We start from the raw sequence: 18233 nt of genomic DNA on the forward strand, positions 1-18233 counted from the left end.
ATACATTAGTGCCCGAGACATTTAAATGTGTCGGTGACCTTGGGTAAATGTCACCGTCTAACGCACGGTTATGACGGGGACGTCTGAGGTCTCGATCATCTTCCTCGTAGTGCTTCCGAGCATCACACCCGAAGACGACCCTCCGTGTGATCCCATCGTGACTATGTCGACGTCGTGGCTCTCGGCGTAGTCGAGTATCTCGTCGTAGGGGGTACCCTCACGTAACGCAGTCGTGACGCTCAGACCCTCGGAGTCGGCTGTCTCACGTAGCTCTTCGAGGGACTTCTCGCCGCCCTGTTTGAGACCTCCCACGATACTTCTCGGTAGGTCGGCGTTCTGTGACAGCTCGGTGTCGACGACGTAGACGACGTGGAGTCTCGCACCGTACTTCTTCGCCATCCCCATACCGTGTTCGGCTGCGTCTCTTGCCTCGTCGCTTCCGTCCGTCGGCACAAGGACGGAGTCGTAAGACGGCGGCTCTTCTATCCTGTTCCTCTCGGACTCGGCTCCGACTCCGACTCCGTTTCTCACTGTCATCACAGGTACGTCCGACCGTCTCACGACCCTCTCGGTGGTGCTTCCGAGTATGAACCTCTCACGTCCGCTCTTCGCGCTCGTACCCATGGCTATGAGGTCGACGTCGTTCCCGGCGGCGTAATCGAGTATCTCCTCGTGAGCCACCCCCGTCCTCACGACGGGTCTCGCCTCGACTCCATTCTCCTCGGCTTCCTCGACTACTTCGCGCGTCGCCTCACGTCCCTTACTCTCGAACTCCTCGATTATGTCGTGTCTCTCGCCGGTCTCGACGGGTATTCCGCCGTTGACGTCGGCTACGTATATCGGAACCACCTCGGCGTCGTGCCTCTCGGCTACTGAGAGGGCGTGTTCGACGGCGGTGTGTGCCGTCTCGGTTCCGTCGGTCGGGACGAGTATCCTATCGTACATACTGGGCTTACTACAACTCCACTCCCTAAATAAGTCATCCCCGCTTCGGGAGCCATCACTCATCTTTTATTCTGAGGGCTTCGTAGACACACGTATGTCAGAGATTCCCTCCGATCCCCGCGCCGACTATACCTATACTTCCAACTCTGCTTCGGACATTCCCTCATCTGTCGAGTCCATGAAGGATGAGTTCGACTGTGAGGTACGTCTCGACGACTTCTCACGCAGTCTCTACGCGACCGACGCGAGCATATACGAGGAGACGCCCATAGCGGTTACTTTCCCTGAATCGACCGAAGACGTCTCGGACATACTCGACTACTGTTCCCGTAACTCTATACCCGTTCTTCCGAGGGGTGGCGGAACCAGCCTCGCGGGTCAGGCGGTCAACGAGGCGGTCGTCCTCGATTTCACGCGCCGCATGGACTCTGTCGTCGACGTAGACACCGAATCGCGCACCGCGACTGTCGAGGCGGGAGCCGTAGTCGAGGAACTCAACACGCGTCTCGAAGACCACGGTCTCAAGTTCGCGCCCGATCCCGCGTGGAGGGACAAAAGTACGGTAGGAGGCGCGATAGGCAACAACAGTACAGGGTCGCACTCCCTCAAGTACGGAAAGACTGGAGCCTACATAGAGAGATCTGAGGTCGTACTCGCCGACGGAACCGTAACGACCTTCGGCGAGATCAGACTCGAAGAGCTACGTGAGAAAGCCGACCCCGACGGCGACCTCGAAGAACGGATCTACGAAGAGGTCTTGCGTACTATAGACGAAGAGTCGGAGACAGTCGAGGAGACGTACCCAGACCTCAAGAGGAACGTCTCGGGATACAGCCTCGACCGTCTCGTCGAAGAAGCGAAGCACGGAAAGGTCAACCTCGCGCGTCTTCTCGCTGGAAGTGAGGGAACACTCGGTGTTGTGACGCGTGCGACCCTCTCACTCGAAGAGATTCCCGCCGAGAAGTCAGCCGTTCTTCTTAGCTACTCCGATCTCTCCGACGCACTCAAGGACGTCTCGGATGTACTCGACCACGACCCCGCCGCAGTCGAGGTTCTCGACGATGTCCTGATAGACCTCGCACGTGACACAGACGAGTTCTCGGGTGTGGTCGAGATGCTCCCCGACGGAACCTCGTCTGTACTCCTTACTGAGTTCTACGCCGAGGATGACTCCGAGGCGAGGCGCAAGGTCGAGTCGCTCGTCGACGACAGGCTGGGTAACCGCGCATTCGACCATCTCGAAGCCTACGACGACGACAGACGCGAGAGGTTCTGGAAGCTCAGAAAGAGCGGTCTGCCTATACTCCTGTCGCGCACGACCGACGAGAAGCATATCAGCTTCATAGAGGACACCGCCGTCCGTCCCGAAGACCTACCCGAGTATGTCTCGGAGTTCGAGGAGATACTCGAAGACCACGGCACCTTCGCTAGCTTCTACGCCCATGCCGGACCCGGCTGTCTCCACATACGTCCTCTCGTGAACACAAAGACCAACGACGGCGTCGAGAAGATGGAGTCGATAGCTGACGAAGTTACAGACCTCGTCGTCGAGTACGGCGGATCGGTCTCGGGGGAACACGGCGATGGAAGGGCGAGGACCCAGTGGAACTCGAAGCTCTACGGCGACGAAGTCTGGGAGATCTTCAGAGACCTCAAGTCCGCCTTCGACCCTGACTGGATACTCAACCCCGGACAGGTCTGTGGCGACGTGAGTATGACCGATAGTCTCAGACACGGCTCCGACTACTCCCTCGACGCTGGTTCCGAATCCGACTCCGACACCGACTTCGAGACATCGCTCAACTGGGACAACGAAAATGGCTTCGAGGGGATGGTCGAGCTCTGCCACGGCTGTGGCGGATGCCGAGGTAAGCAGGAGACTACGGGAGGTGTGATGTGTCCGACCTACAGAGCGTCGGAGGAGGAGATAACTTCGACGCGCGGTAGGGCGAATCTCCTCAGACGTGCTATGTCGGGAGACCTCGACGCCGACGCCTTCGACACCGAGTTCATGGCTGAAGTAATGGATCTGTGTATCGGCTGTAAGGGCTGTGCGACTGACTGTCCGAGCGGCGTCGACATGGCGAAGATGAAGGCGGAGATAGAGAACGAGTACCACGACAGACACGGTGCGTCGCTCAGGGAGAGGATATTTGCGAACCCGGATAAGTTCCTCTCGCTCGGTAGCACGTTCGCTCCTGTCTCGAACCTCGTCACACAGATTCCGGGAGCGCGTTATCTCTTGGAGAAGACAGTCGGTATCGCACGTGAACGTCCCCTCCCGGAGTTCGAGAGAGAGACGTTCGAGGACAGATTCCCGTCGTCCCGTGTCTCCAAGTCGGAAGCCGAGGCGAAGGCGGTTCTCGTCGTCGATCCCCAGACCAACTACACAAAGCCCGAGGTGGGGATCGCGGCGGTCGACGTCCTAGAGTCGCTCGGTGTCCACGTCGATATACGTACAGATCCGACAGGACGTGCGGCGTACTCACAGGGCTTCGTAGACGGGACCCGTGCGACCGCTGAGGATAACGTCTCGGATCTGGGTACACGTGTCTCGGAGGGATGGGATGTCGTCGCACTCGAACCCTCCGACGCAGTTATGTTACAGTCCGACTATCTGGATCTGATCGCGCGAGACGAAGCCGAAGTCAGAGCCGAAGTCGAGAGGGTCGCGTCTAACACGTACGGCTTCTTCGAGTACGTCGACACCGTCCTCAAAACTCTCCCCGACAGCGAGGACTCTGCGTCTCAGAAACTCGTCTACCACGGACACTGCCACCAGAAGGCTGCGAAGAAGGATCACCACGCTCTAAACGTCTTGGACGAGGTGGGCTACGAAGTTGAAGACCTCGACTCGGGATGCTGTGGCATGGCGGGGAGCTTCGGCTACGAGTCGGAACATTACTCGATGAGTGCCGCGATAGGCGAGATACTCCTCGATCAGATAGAGACGTCCGACGGCGACGTAGTCGTAGCACCCGGGGCGTCTTGCAGGACTCAGCTTGAGGAGTACGACGGCGAAGTAGTACATCCCGTCTTCAAGCTCTCCGAAGCCTTATTGAATTAGATTTATGGAGGCGTGACACGTACTTGGTTCATGTCCTACATCGAGCGGCTCCGAGACAAACCCATAAACATCGCGTACGTAGGCGTCGCAGTCTTCTTCCTAAACCACGTCTTTGAGGTCTTCCTGTCCAAGTACGTCTCGTACGCCCTAATGGGAATAGCACTCCTGCTGTTCGCGTACGGAGTCTACGGAAACATCAGCTCGTCTTCCCCCAGAGACGACTCGTCGGCTTAGAGAGAGAAGCGAACTGCTTAATCCACAGCGCGTCTATATACAGCGTCAGTGTTCCCCATAATCGTCCTCGCGGTCGCCCTGGGAGTCGGAGGGGGGCTTCTCGTAGCCTACTTCCTGAGCTACGTCTCCGCTTACTTCCGAAGAGCACTCTACGGAGACCCCGGTCACGAGAGTCAGACCTGGACGTGGAGAGGACGTGACCCAACAGGAAAGACCGAGGACGACCTCAGACGTGAGTCCTACGAGAGAATAGAGAAGTTCCTCCGGAGACACGGCTACGACTACGTCTCCGAGAAGGAGTTCGACATCGAGGGTCAGACGGTGACGGCACCCTACTACATACTCGACGACGAAATAGCCGTCTTCCTCGACGACTGGCACGACGAGTACCTCGTGTCGAGCACGGGTGTCAGTACTGTACTCATAGGCTTATACGACACTGACCAGTACACTGCACTCAGAAGAGCACTCGGTATCGAGGAGGACTGGCGCGACGAGATCTACTTCGAGGACGACGACGAGATCTCGGATCTCCGTGTCCTCGGGCTCGAACCCGATACCCAAGGAAGCCAAAGCCAGGACAGTGACGGAGACAGTGACAGTGACATGGATATAACCGCAGACGAGGTCAGAGAAGCCTACAGGGAGCGAATAAAGGAGACACATCCCGACCTCAACGACTCCGACGACGCAGACGAGGAGTTCATGCGTGTCCAGGAGGCGTACGAGAGCCTGATGGAGGAGCGTGAGGCAGAACCGTAATTAGTCTCTGTCACCAATCTCCTTTAATGTCAGAGTCAGGGACTGCGGACGTAGAATCCGACTACATAGACCATCCTCTACTCAACGACTCGACAGTGGAGAGGAGGATGTACCAGCTTGAGCTTTCGAGTGCCGCTCTGTCGTCCCCGTCTCTTGTTGTACTCCCGACCGGAACGGGAAAGACGTCTGTCTCTCTCCTCGTTACCGCGGCACGTCTCAACCGTCTCGGGGGTAAGTCCCTACTTCTCGCGCCTACGAAGCCCCTAGTCGAACAGCACGCAGAGTTCTTCCGCGAGGCACTCGAAGTACCTGACTCCGAGATAGTCGTATTCACTGGCGACACCCCACCCGACGAGAGGAGCGATGTCTGGGAAGACGCACGTGTAGTAATCGCTACGCCTCAGGTCATCGAGAACGACATAATCGGGAGCCGTATAGATCTCTCCGATGTCGTACATCTCACATTCGACGAGTGCCACAGGGCGACCGGCGACTACTCGTACGTCTACATAGCCGAGAGCTACGCGAGAGACGCTAAATCCCCGCTCGTGACGGGAATGACTGCGTCACCGGGGTCGAACAAGGAAGAGATACTCGAAGTCTGTGACAACCTCGGGATCGAGAACGTCGAGATAATGACCGAGGAGGACTCCGACCTCTCGGAGTACACACACGACACCGACGTAGAGTGGAAACACGTCGATGTCCCCGACGAGATTCTCGAACTCCGTGACCTGATCGAGGATGTCGTAAAGGACAGGATGGAACGTCTCAAGAGCCTTGGGGTGATCAACACCGCACGCACTGACATCTCGATGAACAAGCTCCTGAGTGCGAGGGGGGAGATACAGGAGATGATTGACAACGACGAGTCGGCGGGCTACTCGGCGATGTCTATACACGCCGAGGTCATGAAGCTACGCCACGCAGTCGAGATAGTCGAGACACAGGGCGTTGACACTCTCGTCTCTTACTTCGAGAAGCTCGAGAACGAGGCTAGGTCTTCGGGCGGAAGCAAGGCGGTCAAGAGACTAATGTCGGAAGACCGGATACAGGAGGCGAGACGCAGAGTCGAGGAGTACGACGGTCTCCATCCCAAGATGGAGGTTCTGAGGCCGTACGTCGTAGACGTCCTGTCGGGAGACGACCCGTCACGTGTCATAGTCTTCACCGAGTACCGCGATACTGCGGCGACACTCACTGACTTCTTCGAGTCCCACGACGGAATCGAGCCACAGAGGTTCGTGGGACAGTCGAACAGGGACGGAGACCCGGGGATGACACAGAAAGACCAGAAGGAAGCCATCGAGGGCTTCAAGTCGGGCGAATCGAACGTCTTAGTCGCCACCTCGGTCGCCGAGGAGGGTATCGACATACCCGAGGTCGACCTCGTCCTCTTCTACGAGCCGGTGCCTTCGGAGATACGGAGCATACAGAGGAGAGGACGCACGGGAAGACAGAGACAGGGAAACGTCGTCGTACTCATCGCCGAGGACACGAGAGACGAGGCGTACTTCTGGTCGGCAAAGAGGAAAGAGAAGAAGATGAAGTCGGAGATGGAGGATCTCAAAGGCGTCGCCGACGAGATCAACGACGAGATAGGTGACAACCAGAGAACTCTCGGCGAGTTCGACGAAAAGGAGGATGACGCCGCCGAGACCGAGACGACCCGTACTGACTCAGGCGTTCAGACTGATACCGAGGAAGACGACAGTATCGTAGTAGTCGCCGACCAGCGTGAGACTAAGTCGAACGTCGTAAAAGAAATTGACCGAAGCGACGACGTCGACGTCCGTCTCGAAACACTCGATGTCGGAGACTACGTCGCCAGCAGCCGGGTGGGTGTCGAGAGGAAGACGACTGACGACTTCGTCTCGAGTATCACGGGAGAGAGATCGGTCTTCGAACAGGTCAAGAATCTGTCGTCGAACTACTCGTCGCCTATGATGGTAGTCGAGGGAACACCCGAGGATCTCTACTCGAAGGGCGTCCATCCCAACGCAGTCAGGGGTGCACTCACCTCAATCTCGATCGACTTTGGAGTCTCTGTCGTCTTCTCACGCGGAGACGAGGACACAGCCGAGCTTCTGATGGCGGCGGCGAGGAGGGAACAGACCGAGAACGACACCGAGGTACAGCTTCACGACGACAAGTCGAGCGCGACAGTCTCTGAACAGCAGGAGTACGTGGTTTCGAGCATCGCCGACGTCGGACGTGTGATAGCTCGGAATCTCCTTGAGGAGTTCGGGACTGTCGAGAACGTCATGACTGCGTCTGTCGAGGATCTCAAGCAGGTCGACAAGGTCGGCGAGAAGACTGCGAGACGTATACGTGAGATACTGACCGAGGAGTACTGAGTCTCTGTGAACTACCCCTGCCTACTCGCCGCCTTCGGCGGCTCCTTGAGGCAGGGGCTTCCTGCTTCCACGACGCGCTTTGCAGACACCGAATTGGTGTCCGTAGGGAGCGCAGTCTCCACAGGCGTTCGTTCGGAGTGTCCCACTCCTACATCTTCAAGACCACGAGAAAGGATGTTCCACGCCGCGTTCGCGTCTCTATCCGCTTCAAACCCACAGGACGGACAAGAGTGTTCCCGCAACCACAGCGGTTTATCAGTCTTGACACCACAGGACGCACACTCTTTCGTCGTTCCGCCGGGTTTCACCGCGACGAAGTGCGTTCCTTCGCGTTCACACTTGTATTCGAGCATCCGCAGGAAGGTTCCCCACGCCGCACCTGCGCGGTTCCGTGAGTTACCCGGCAGTTCGACCAGTCCTTTTGCGTCCAAGTCCTCCACAGCCACCAAGTCGTACTCGGTAGCGTAGTAGTTCGACAACTTGTGGAGGAAGTCACGACGCTTTCGCTTCAACTCGGCGTGGCGTTCAGCCACGACTTTTCGTTGTTTCTCCCAGTTTGCAGACCCGTGTTCTTTCCGAGAGAGGTCACGTTGAGCGCGTTCCAAGTGTTCACGTTCGTCGGACAAGTCAAGCGAGCCGACCGCCGTGCCGTCCGTATCGTGAGCGTACTTGAGAATCCCTACGTCGATACCAACGACTCGCCCGGGATTCTTCGGTTTCTCGGGTGTGGCTTCGTCCACGTCGATGCCGAACGTTGCGAACCATTCGCCTGTGGGTTCTTGCTTGACCGTGACTTGTTTGATGGTCGCGTCCTCGGGAATATCTCGGTGAAGGTGAATCGGAATCTCACCGAGTTTACTCAACCACAACGTAGCCCGACCACTCGTATTCTTGAGTTTGAAGCCAGACTGGTTGTAGGTGAGCGACCGATACTCTCGTGGCGGTTTCCACTTGAGCATCCCTACGGCGCGTCCGTTCTCCTTCTGCGCTTTGAGCGTGGAGAGGTTGTCGTAAACGCGCTTGACGACCATCTGGAGGACTTTTGAGTGAACGTCCCTGAGGTCGTCCCACCACTCTTTGAGGTCAGGAAGCGTGTTCTGTACCTCGTATCGAGCGGGAATCTCGTCTGCCTCGTTGACTTTGTGGAGGACGTGGTTGTAGAGTTGTCTACAAGTATCGACGTGGTGTAGAAGCGTCTCTGTGAGGGCTTCTGATGGGTTGAGTCGATACTTGTAGTTGTAGTGCATCTATGATTCTCGCTCCTCGATAAGTTCGTCCAGTTTCTCTTGGACGAACGAGGAGAGGTTCAGATGGTTGTGTTGAATCCACTCCTCTTGATCCTCACGGATAGAGATGGTTTTTCGCGTTGCCACATCATAAGATATGTAATTTGCATACAAGTAGTTTGTGGATGGCGTGGGCCTGTGGGCCGGTTGTCGCAGAGTGTTTGAGAGACGAAGACGGCGCTGTATCCCCTCCCTACTGTGCTACTCGGTCGCTCCGCTCCCTGCGTTGTGTTGAAAATCGGAGATTTTCATACGTATGCGAATCTCTGATTCGCAACACTCCTTGAGGAAGGGGACTTAGCGCCTGCATTCAAGTTAAAATCCAAACGTCTCCGTTAGGCATAATTCTCGGCGTCCCGAATCTCCGACAATGCTAGAGCTACGTGAAGCCGAACCCTCTGATGTCCCTACGCTTGAGGTAATACGTCAGCAGTCTCTCGAAAGAGGATTCAGCCAAGTCGACGAGTACGACAGGTCGGTCTTCTCACGCCTGATCGAACACGACTCCGACTCGCTTCGTGACGAGATAGACTCGGAGTCGTCGGTCGTCTTAGTCGCCGAGACCGACCTCACACCCGTCTGTTTCGGCGTGCTTGCTGAATCTTCGGAGTCGGTAAGACTCGACGGTCTCTACACCTCACCCAACCACTCGAACTGCGGCTGTGCGAGCCGGATTCTCGACGAGTTCGAGGAGATAGCTGACGACGACGGCTCCATCACTGTCGATGCCCCCCTTAACTCGGTCGGCTTCTTCGAGTCGAAGGGATTCGAGAAGGTGAGAGACAAGCAGAAAGACGGCATAAGGGTAGTTAGACTCGAAAAAGACGCGACAAGTCGCGAAGACGAATAAGAACAGACTTAGTTAAGTTAGCTACATCCGGTTGAGAGGCTCGTTCTGTGTCCTGAGGCTCTCGGGCAGATTCGTGTCTCCGGTGAGGTACTCGTCTATCTCCCTCGCGGCGTCTCTTCCGTCGGCTATCGCCCAGACGACGAGCGACGCGCCTAAGTTAGCGTCTCCCGCGGCGAAGACTCCGTCTGCTGTCGTCATCATCGAGTCGTCCGTTTCGAAGGTTCCGTCGTCGCCTATCTCGACGCCTATCTCGTCGAACGGGTTACTGTCGGGACCCGTGAATCCTATGGCTATCAGGACGATGTCGGCGGGAATTTCGAGGTCGGGGTCTATGACCTCCTTGTCGACGCGGTTTCCGTCGTCGTCGTACTCCCACTCGACCCTCTCGGCTTCGAGGTAGTCGACCTCGCCGTCTCCGTCGTCGTCGACGAATCCAGTCGTGTTGACGCTGAACTCCTCGACTCCGTCTTCCTCCTGAGCGTACGACTTCTTGTAGGTCAGCTTCTGTTCGGGCCAGGGGTTGTCCTCGGATCTCTCCTTCGGCGGCTTCTTGTTTATGCCTATCTGGACTACCTGTTCGGCTCCCTGTCTGTGGGCGGTAGCTACACAGTCGGCACCCGTGTCTCCGCCACCCATCACGACGACGTTCTTGCCCTCGGCGTCTATGCCGTTTTTGGCTTCCTTGCCCGCCTGTCTCCTATTATCGTCGGTGAGGAACTCCATAGCGAAATGGATGCCGTCGAGGTCACGTCCGGGTAGTGTTATGTCACGGTGTTTCTGGGCTCCGACGGCTATACACGATGCGTCGTACTCCTCGGTGAGTTTCTCGGGTTCGACTTCTTCTCCGACACCAGCGTTCGTCTTGAGCTCTATGCCCTCCTCTCTTAGCTGGTCGACACGTCTAGCGACCCTGTCCTTGTCGAACTTGAAGTCGGGAAGTCCGTAGGTCATCAGACCGCCTATCTCGTCGTCCCTCTCGAAGACAGTGACGTTGTGTCCCGCCCTGTTTAGCTGCTGTGCGGCGGCGAGTCCCGCGGGTCCGCTTCCGACGACCGCAACCTCGTAGTCGGTGCGTTTCTCGGGTGGCTTCGGCTCTATCCAGCCTTCCTCCCAGCCCTTGTCGGAGATCGCTCTCTCTATGCTCTTTATCGTGACAGCGTCGTCGTTGTAAGCGAGCGTACACGCGTCCTCACACGGAGCGGGACAGACGTATCCCGTGAACTCGGGGAAGTTGTTGGTGGCGTGGAGCCTTTCGAGTGCCTCCTCCCAGTCGTCCCTGTACACGAGGTCGTTCCAGTCGGGGATTATGTTCCCGAGGGGACAGCCCCCCATACACGTCGGGACTCCACAGTCCATACATCTCTCACCCTGGTCGTCTAGCTCGTCCTCGTCCCAGTCGGTGTCCCAGACCTCGTCGTAGTCGTCCTTCCTGTCTTCTGGGTCACGTTTGCCTATCGGCTTCCGGCTGTGTCTCTGGTATCCGTCGGGATGTTTCTCAGCCATCAGTCATCACCTCTTCCTCTCTCTGCTGTCTGAGGAGGCTTCGGGGGTGGCGAGACACGTATGTCCTCGCCCTCTTCGAGACGCTCCTCGACGACCTCGGCGTAGGGGTCGGGCATCACCTTGACGAAGGAGTCGACGTACTCGTCCCAGCTGTCGAGTATCTCGCGTGCCTTCTTGCTTCCCGTGTACCTGTGGTGGTTCTCGACCATGCGTCTGACTATGTGTTCGTCTCTGTCGTCGAACTCGTCTATATGTACCATTCCCTTGTTGACCTTCGACTCGAAGTCGCCCGACTCGTCGAGGACGTAGGCTTCTCCGCCGCTCATTCCTGCGCCGAAGTTCTTACCCGTCTCGCCGAGTATGACCGCAATACCGCCGGTCATGTACTCACAGCCGTGGTCTCCGACTCCTTCGACGACTGTCTTGACTCCCGAGTTTCTGACGGCGAATCTCTCTCCGGCGACTCCGTTGAAGTAGGCTTCTCCTCTCGTCGCGCCGTAGAGTGCGACGTTTCCTATGAGTATGTTGTCGTCAGCCTCGTACTCTGCCTCGTCGGGAGTGCGTACGATTATCTTTCCGCCCGAGAGACCCTTTCCGAGGTAGTCGTTGGCGTCTCCGTCGAGGTCTATCGTCATTCCGTGTGAGAGGAACGCACCGAGGCTCTGTCCCGCCGAGCCTTCGAGGTCTAGCTTTATGGTGTCATCGGGGAGTCCGTCGTCTCCGTACCTCTCGGCGACCTCGGCACTCAGCATAGTGCCGAGAGTCCTGTTCCTGTTCTCGATCTTCCTCTCTATCTCGACGCGCTCGCCGTCTTCGAGTGCGGGGCGCGCTTCCTCTATGAGCTCATTGTCGAGCTTCTCGTCGATCTTGTGGTTCTGTTCGACCGTCTTCGTCTTCTCGTCTTCCGACTCGGGGAGTTCGAGAACCTGTGAGAGGTCGACCTTCTGAGCCTTAGGATGCTCGACGTCGTTGTTGTGTCTGAGCTTGTCGACGCTTCCGATCATCTCCTCCATCGTCTTGAAGCCGAGATCCGCCATTATCTCACGTACCTCCTGAGCCATGAACCTCATGTAGTTGACGACGAACTCGGGTCTTCCGGGGAACTTATCACGCAGGTCGGGATCCTGTGTCGCGACTCCGACCGAACACATGTTGGTGTGGCACTTCCTGAGCATCACACAGCCACACGTGATGAGGGGAGCGGTTCCGAAGCCGTACTCCTCCGCGCCTAAGAGCGCGGCGACGGCTATGTCACGTCCCGTCTTCATACCTCCGTCGACACGTAGCTTTATACGTGATCTCAGGTCGTTTGCGAGGAGAACCTGGTTCGCCTCGGCTAAGCCGAGCTCCCAGGGTAGTCCCGCGCTCTTTATACTCGTCTTCGGCGAGGCTCCTGTGCCTCCTGACTCTCCGCTTATGAGGAGGGCATCAGCCTTCGCCTTCGAGACTCCCGCGGCGATAGTTCCTATCCCCGCTTCGGAGACGAGCTTGACGTGGACATCAGCGTCGGTGTTCGAGCACTTGAGGTCGTGTATGAGCTGTGCGAGATCCTCTATCGAGTAGATGTCGTGGTGGGGCGGCGGCGATATGAGATCGACTCCGGGAGTCGTGTACCTCGTCTCGGCGATTATCTCGTTGACCTTACCGCCGGGGAGATGTCCGCCCTCTCCGGGCTTCGATCCCTGAGCCATCTTAATCTCGATTCCCTCGGCGTTCTTGAGGTAGTTCGATGTCACGCCGAACCGTCCGCTCGCGACCTGCTTGATCTTACACTCCTTCTCGGTGTCGAACCTCTCGACGGGCTCGCCACCTTCTCCCGATCCTGCTTTTCCGCCTATTCGGTTCATCGCTGTCGCGAGCGTCTCGTGAACCTCCTTCGACAGAGATCCGAACGACATCGACGACGAGAAGAACCTCTTACAGATCTCCTCGACGGGCTCGACCTCCTCTATGGGTATCGAGTCGGAGTTCTCGGTGTCGAACTCTAAGAGACCGCGTAGGGTCTGGAGGTTCTCCTCCTGTTGGTTGATTATCGACGAGAACTCCTTGTAGGTCTCGTAGTCGTCCGCCTGTGCGGCGTGCTGGAGCTTTCCTATAGTCTGTGGGTTCCACTGGTGGAACTCGCCGTCACGTCTCCAGTAGAACTCGCCTCCCTGTTCGAGCTCTAAGTTGCCTTCGACCGTCTCTCCGAAGCCGAGTTCGTGGCGTTCGAGTAGGTCTTCTTCGAGATCCTCGATTCCTATTCCCTCAGTTCTCGCGGTCGTGCCCTCGAAGTACTCGTCGACGAACTCCGAGTCGAGCCCTATCGCCTCGAATATCTGGGCTCCCTTGTAGCTTTCAAGGGTCGAGATACCCATCTTAGACATCACCTTGAGGAGACCGTCCTCGACGGCGTGGACGTACTTGTCTATCGCCTCGTCGGGGTCGAACTCTATCTCGCCGTCGAGTACCAGGTCGTGTATCGTGTCGTAGGCGAGGTAGGGGTTGACTGCGTCGGCACCGTAGCCTATCAGAGTACAGAAATGCTGGACTCCACACGGCTGTCCCGTCTCAAGCACGAGACCGACACGTGTTCTGAGACCCTCACGTATCAGATGGTGGTGTACCGCACCTGTGACGAGGAGACTCGGTATCGGAACCCTGTCCTCGCTCGTCTTCCTGTCAGAGAGGACGAGTAGCTCGTATCCGTCGGTAATCGCCCTCACAGCCTCGTGTCTGACCTCCTCGACAGCCTTCCTGAGGTCTTTGCCCTTCTCGTAGGTGACGTCTATCTCGTACGACTTGATTCCGTTCTGGTTAATTCGCTTTACAGCCTCAAGCTCCTCGTTCCTCAGAACCGGAGAGTCGAGTGTGAGCTGACGGCAGTGTTCGGGGGTCTCTCCTAGGATGTTGTTCTGCCGACCTATGTTACTACGGAGCGATGTGACAGTCTCCTCACGTATGTAGTCGAGGGGCGGGTTAGTGACCTGAGCGAAGAGCTGTTTGAAGTAAGTGAAGAGGGTTTTGTTCCTCTCCGAGAGGACTGAGGGCGGAGTGTCGTTACCCATAGCTCCTATGGGGTCTTTGCCTTCCTCAGCCATCGGCTGTATCAGACGTTCGACGTGTTGGAGCGTGTATCCGAAGCTCCTCTGGTAACGCGATATGTCGCCGTCTCCGTACTCTCCGAGACCGTACTCTGGAACGGGATCTTTCTCGTCGACGAGATCTTCGAGACTGACGCGGTTCTCATCGAGCCAGTCGGAGTACTTCTCGTCCGTGAGACCCTCGAAGACCTCTTCGTCGGGTATTATACGTCCCTCGTCGGCATCCGTCGATACCATCGACGAGCCATCCGACCTTTGGTCGGAGACGTCCGCAAGGAACATCTGTCCGGGCTGTAGCCTGCCTTTCTCCTCTACGTCCTCGGGAGGAGTGTCGAGTACACCCGCTTCGCTCGCCATTACGAGACGGTCGTCCTCTGTGACGTAGTACCTGCACGGTCTCAGACCGTTTCTGTCGAGAACCGCGCCGACGCTGTATCCGTCGGTGAATGCGACGAGTGCGGGACCGTCCCACGGCTCGACTATGCTAGAGTGGTAGTCGTACCAGTCCCTTCTGTCATCGTCGATGCTCTCGTCCTTGTCCCACGCCTCGGGTATCAGCATCCGGAGGCTCTCGGGGAGCGACCTCCCGCTCTCTACGAGGAGTTCGAGGACGTTGTCGAGTACCGCGGTGTCGCTCTGTCCCTCCTCTGTGACGGGCTTGAGCTTGTCTATGTCGTCGCCGAAAGTCGGACTTTCGAGGTCGGCTTCGCGCGCCTTCATCCAGTTGAAGTTGCCCCTGAGTGTGTTTATCTCGCCGTTGTGTACGATAGAACGGTAGGGATGTGCGAGCTCCCACGCTCCGAGAGTGTTGGTCGAGAAACGTGAGTGGACGAGTGCGAGGCTCGAAACCACGTCTCCGTCGGAGAGGTCGCGGTAGTAGCTCCTGACCTGAGCGTTCGTGAGAAGACCCTTGTAGACGATCTTTCTCCTGTCGAGAGAACAGATGTAGAAACGTTCCTCGCCCGCGGGCTTCTCCTCCTCGACGGTGTTCTCTATGACACGTCTCAGGACATAGAGATCCGAGTCGATCTCGTCGGCTGCCTTCTCGTCTCTGTCTCCGGGACGCACGAAGAACTGTTTGACGTCGGGCTCCGACTCTAAGGCAGTCTCCCCGAGGTCGGAGTTGTCGGTCGGCACGTCTCTCCAGGCGAAGACCTCGTATCCCTCGTCGTCGGCGGCGTTCTCTATTAGATCACGTAGCTCGGGCTGTTTCTCCTCGTCGTCGGGGAAGAAGACCTGTCCGACGCCGTACGAGTCGAATCCGAGACCGTCGACCTCTTCGACCTCCGACTCGAAGAATCCGTGGGGCTTCTGTATCAGAATACCCGATCCGTCTCCTGTGTTCTCCTCAGCACCTCTCGCACCTCTGTGGTCGAGGCTTTCGAGCATCTCGAGAGCGTCCTCGACTATCTCGTGGCTCTTCTCGCCAGAGAGGTTCATCAGGACGCCTACTCCGCAGTTGTCGTGTTCGTGTGACGAGTCGTAGAGTCCACACGACTCGAACTCCGAGTTCAACGGCATGGAGAGTCCACCTCCTCCGTCTGGTTCTCGCGTTCGTGTGCGTGTGTAATCCTCGCGGGCACACGTACCCGATCCGTAGAAGTATGTATGACAGTCATTCCCAGTAGAATTTCGTTCTGCTACGGTAAAACTCTTAAGATTGACTCCGTAATATCCGAAGAGATTCAAGTCCTATGTCGAGCATATTCGGGTCAGAGTCTGAGACCGAACTGTCGTCAGAACAGGACGGAGAGCCGCGTGTCATGGGAGTCGACAGCGAAGACGCCGAGACTCTCATAAACGCGCTGTCGTCGGCAACCTCACGTGAAATACTCGCTGAGATACACGACTCTCCATCTACGCCGTCGGAGATAGCCGCTGAGACCGACACGACGGTACAGAACGCGCGTTACCACCTCGGAAAGCTACAGGACGCCGACCTGATCCGTGTCGCCGACACCAAGTACTCCGAGAAAGGTAGAGAGATGAGTATATACGCGCCCTCGGAGGAGCCCCTCTTAGTCTTCGTGGGGCGCGAGGACGACTCATCGACATCGGGAATCAAGGACGCCTTAAAGAGTATATTTGCCGCCATACTCGGACTCGGCGTTGTAAGTCTCGGTGTCGAGTGGGTGGTCGAGTCTCAGACTTCGGCTCCTGCGCCGACTCCCGAGGACACAGGAAGCAGTGGTGGAGGTGGAGTCGGTATACAGTCGACCGAACAGCTTCAGGCTGAGACAGCACAGCAGGCGTCACAGACGGTTCCTCCGGGAGTCCTCTTCTTCGCTGGTGGAGTAGTCGTCCTACTCGGTGTCTTCGCGTGGTGGTACCTGAGGAAGAAGTAAGCACCACAACCAACTTATACCTCTCGTGCCCTTAGACCAGACATGGATGTCACACGAGGAGTCTTCCCCGCGATAGTTACACCCTTCGACGACGAGGGAAACGTCGACTACGACGCCTACGAGTCCAACATACGAAGGCTTGAGGACGCGGGGGTTGACGGGATAGTTCCGTGTGGATCGACGGGAGAGAGCGCGACACTCACCCACGAAGAACACAAGAAGGTCGTGGAGACCGCCGTCGAGGTCGCCGACAAGCCCGTCATAGCGGGCACAGGTTCTAACTCGACCCACGAGGCACTCGAACTCACCAAACACGCCGAGGAAGCGGGTGCCGACGCCGCTCTCCTCATCTCACCTTACTACAACAAGCCCAACGACTCGGGTCTGACGAAGCATTACGAGACGGTTGCCGACGAGACGGATATACCTCTGATACTCTACAACGTCCCGAGTAGAACGGGTCAGAACATGTCTACGGACGTCGTCGTAGAACTCGCCCACCATCCCAGCATAGTCGGGATCAAGGAGGCGAGCGGCGACATAAACCAGATCAGCGAGCTGTGTAGAAGGACGCGCGACGAGGAGTTCGAGGTCGTATCGGGAGACGACGCCATGACCCTACCTCTCATGAGCGTCGGAGGCTCGGGAGTCATAAGTGTAGTCGCCAACATCTTCCCCGAGGCTATGTGTGACCTCGTCTCGGCGTGTGACGAGGGCGACTACGACGAGGCGCGCGACCTACACCACGAACTACTTCCCGTATTCGACGCGATGTTCGTCGAGACGAATCCGATACCCGTCAAGAAGGCGATGGAAGTCCTTGGCTACTCGGGGTCGGGTCTACGTCTCCCTCTCGACGACATAAGCGACGAAAACGCCGAGGTAGTCAGAGACGCCGTGGAGGGATTCGAGAATGACTGACGGTGAGACGGGGACTGAGGCGGAGACGAAGGTCGCAGTCGCGGGCGTCCGTGGACGTATGGGACGTCTCATACTCGACGTCATAAAGACGAGGAACACAGTCGAACTCGTCGGCGCGGTCGACAGGAACGGCGTCGGGGACGAGATACGTGAACACGGCGTCGAGATAATGTCGCCCGACGAAGCCGAGGAGGCTTTCGACGAAGCCGACGTAGCTATAGAGTTTACCTCACCCGAGGGGACACAGAGGTTCGTCGAAGCCGCCTTATCGACACGTACGCCTCTCGTGACGGGTACGACGGGTCTCACCGACGAGACCGAGTCGAAAGTAGAAGACGCCGCCGACGAGATACCCGTGCTCCAGTCGAGTAACTTCGCGACGGGTGTGAACGCCTTCTGGGAGATAGTCGAGGAAGCCGCGTCGCTTCTCCCGGGGTACGACTACGAGGTGACAGAGACCCACCACAGACACAAAGTCGACGCGCCCTCTGGTACCGCGCTCACGACGGTAGAGAGGATAGAAAACGGCATAGGAGACCGCGAACACGTCCACGGAAGAGAGGGCGATTCTCCGAGGGGTGACGAGATAGGAGTACACGCCCGCAGAGCGGGAGAGATCGTCGGCGAGCACGAAGTTCTGATATCCGGTGAGGGCGAGTCTGTCATAATAAAGCACAGAGCCGGAGAGAGACGTGCCTTCGCAGCGGGTGCGGTCGACGCCGGAGTCTTCCTAGCCGGACAGGAGCCGGGTCTCTACGGAATGGACGACGTTCTCGACCTGTAATGTAACTAATCTAATATACTCACCGAGGAAAACAGACGTATTGACCACCTCCACGCCCTAAAGGACGTGGAATCCCGTCACGGGATTTCGGGTACA

At 57.4% G+C, this 18233-nt stretch carries 12 protein-coding genes; 8 read left to right on the top strand and 4 right to left on the bottom strand.

Annotated elements, in window-relative coordinates; translation table 11 throughout:
* Positions 1 to 57: 57 nt before the first annotated feature.
* Complete coding sequence (locus SV253_00225) at positions 58 to 945, bottom strand: universal stress protein (GenBank protein ID MDY6774516.1); 888 nt, start codon at positions 943 to 945, stop codon at positions 58 to 60.
* A gap of 94 nt (positions 946 to 1039) precedes the next feature.
* On the opposite strand from SV253_00225, the gene SV253_00230 reads away from it, so the two are divergent.
* From SV253_00230 to SV253_00245, 4 genes are read left to right on the top strand one after another with little or no spacing between them, the layout of a single operon-like run.
* On the top strand, positions 1040 to 4012 hold the full coding sequence (locus SV253_00230; GenBank protein MDY6774517.1) for an FAD-linked oxidase C-terminal domain-containing protein: 2973 nt from the start codon (positions 1040 to 1042) through the stop codon (positions 4010 to 4012).
* A 30-nt stretch (positions 4013 to 4042) separates the two neighbouring features.
* A complete protein-coding gene (locus tag SV253_00235; GenBank protein MDY6774518.1) occupies positions 4043 to 4246 on the top strand; it encodes a hypothetical protein in 204 nt (67 codons plus the stop codon).
* A gap of 48 nt (positions 4247 to 4294) precedes the next feature.
* On the top strand, positions 4295 to 5008 hold the full coding sequence (locus tag SV253_00240; protein MDY6774519.1) for a DnaJ domain-containing protein: 714 nt from the start codon (positions 4295 to 4297) through the stop codon (positions 5006 to 5008).
* Between the two features lie 26 nt (positions 5009 to 5034).
* A complete protein-coding gene (locus SV253_00245) occupies positions 5035 to 7365 on the top strand; it encodes a DEAD/DEAH box helicase (protein ID MDY6774520.1) in 2331 nt (776 codons plus the stop codon).
* A gap of 11 nt (positions 7366 to 7376) precedes the next feature.
* Here the strand turns inward: SV253_00245 and SV253_00250 are convergent, their stop codons facing one another.
* Positions 7377 to 8612, bottom strand: coding sequence for a transposase (locus SV253_00250; protein ID MDY6774521.1), 1236 nt, complete (start codon positions 8610 to 8612; stop codon positions 7377 to 7379).
* A 409-nt stretch (positions 8613 to 9021) separates the two neighbouring features.
* Between SV253_00250 and SV253_00255 the strand changes: the two genes are divergently transcribed.
* The gene (locus SV253_00255) at positions 9022 to 9501 is read left to right on the top strand and encodes a GNAT family N-acetyltransferase (GenBank protein ID MDY6774522.1); all 480 of its coding nucleotides are present in this window, start codon (positions 9022 to 9024) and stop codon (positions 9499 to 9501) included.
* 21 nt (positions 9502 to 9522) lie between these two features.
* Here SV253_00255 and SV253_00260 read toward each other — a convergent pair whose 3' ends face one another.
* Both SV253_00260 and gltB read right to left on the bottom strand, forming a co-directional pair.
* Positions 9523 to 11004, bottom strand: coding sequence for a glutamate synthase subunit beta (locus SV253_00260; protein MDY6774523.1), 1482 nt, complete (start codon positions 11002 to 11004; stop codon positions 9523 to 9525).
* Positions 11004 to 15608 (bottom strand): glutamate synthase large subunit, encoded by a 4605-nt coding sequence (gene gltB / locus SV253_00265; protein MDY6774524.1) that lies wholly within the window; start codon positions 15606 to 15608, stop codon positions 11004 to 11006. Before gltB ends, SV253_00260 begins: the two co-directional genes overlap by 1 nt.
* Positions 15609 to 15781: 173 nt before the next feature.
* On the opposite strand from gltB, the gene SV253_00270 reads away from it, so the two are divergent.
* Genes SV253_00270 through dapB form a run of 3 tightly spaced genes read left to right on the top strand, consistent with a single transcriptional unit; the run spans position 15782 to position 18137 of the window.
* On the top strand, positions 15782 to 16432 hold the full coding sequence (locus SV253_00270; GenBank protein MDY6774525.1) for a helix-turn-helix domain-containing protein: 651 nt from the start codon (positions 15782 to 15784) through the stop codon (positions 16430 to 16432).
* A 42-nt stretch (positions 16433 to 16474) separates the two neighbouring features.
* Positions 16475 to 17353: a 4-hydroxy-tetrahydrodipicolinate synthase gene (dapA, locus tag SV253_00275; GenBank protein MDY6774526.1), complete on the top strand. Its 879-nt coding sequence runs from the start codon at positions 16475 to 16477 to the stop codon at positions 17351 to 17353.
* Positions 17346 to 18137 (top strand): 4-hydroxy-tetrahydrodipicolinate reductase, encoded by a 792-nt coding sequence (gene dapB / locus SV253_00280; GenBank protein MDY6774527.1) that lies wholly within the window; start codon positions 17346 to 17348, stop codon positions 18135 to 18137. The genes dapA and dapB overlap by 8 nt, the downstream gene beginning before the upstream one ends.
* Positions 18138 to 18233 lie beyond the last annotated feature (96 nt).

It is taken from the genome of Candidatus Afararchaeum irisae (assembly GCA_034190545.1).
GTDB classification, from domain to species: domain Archaea; phylum Halobacteriota; class Halobacteria; order Halobacteriales; family Afararchaeaceae; genus Afararchaeum; species Afararchaeum irisae.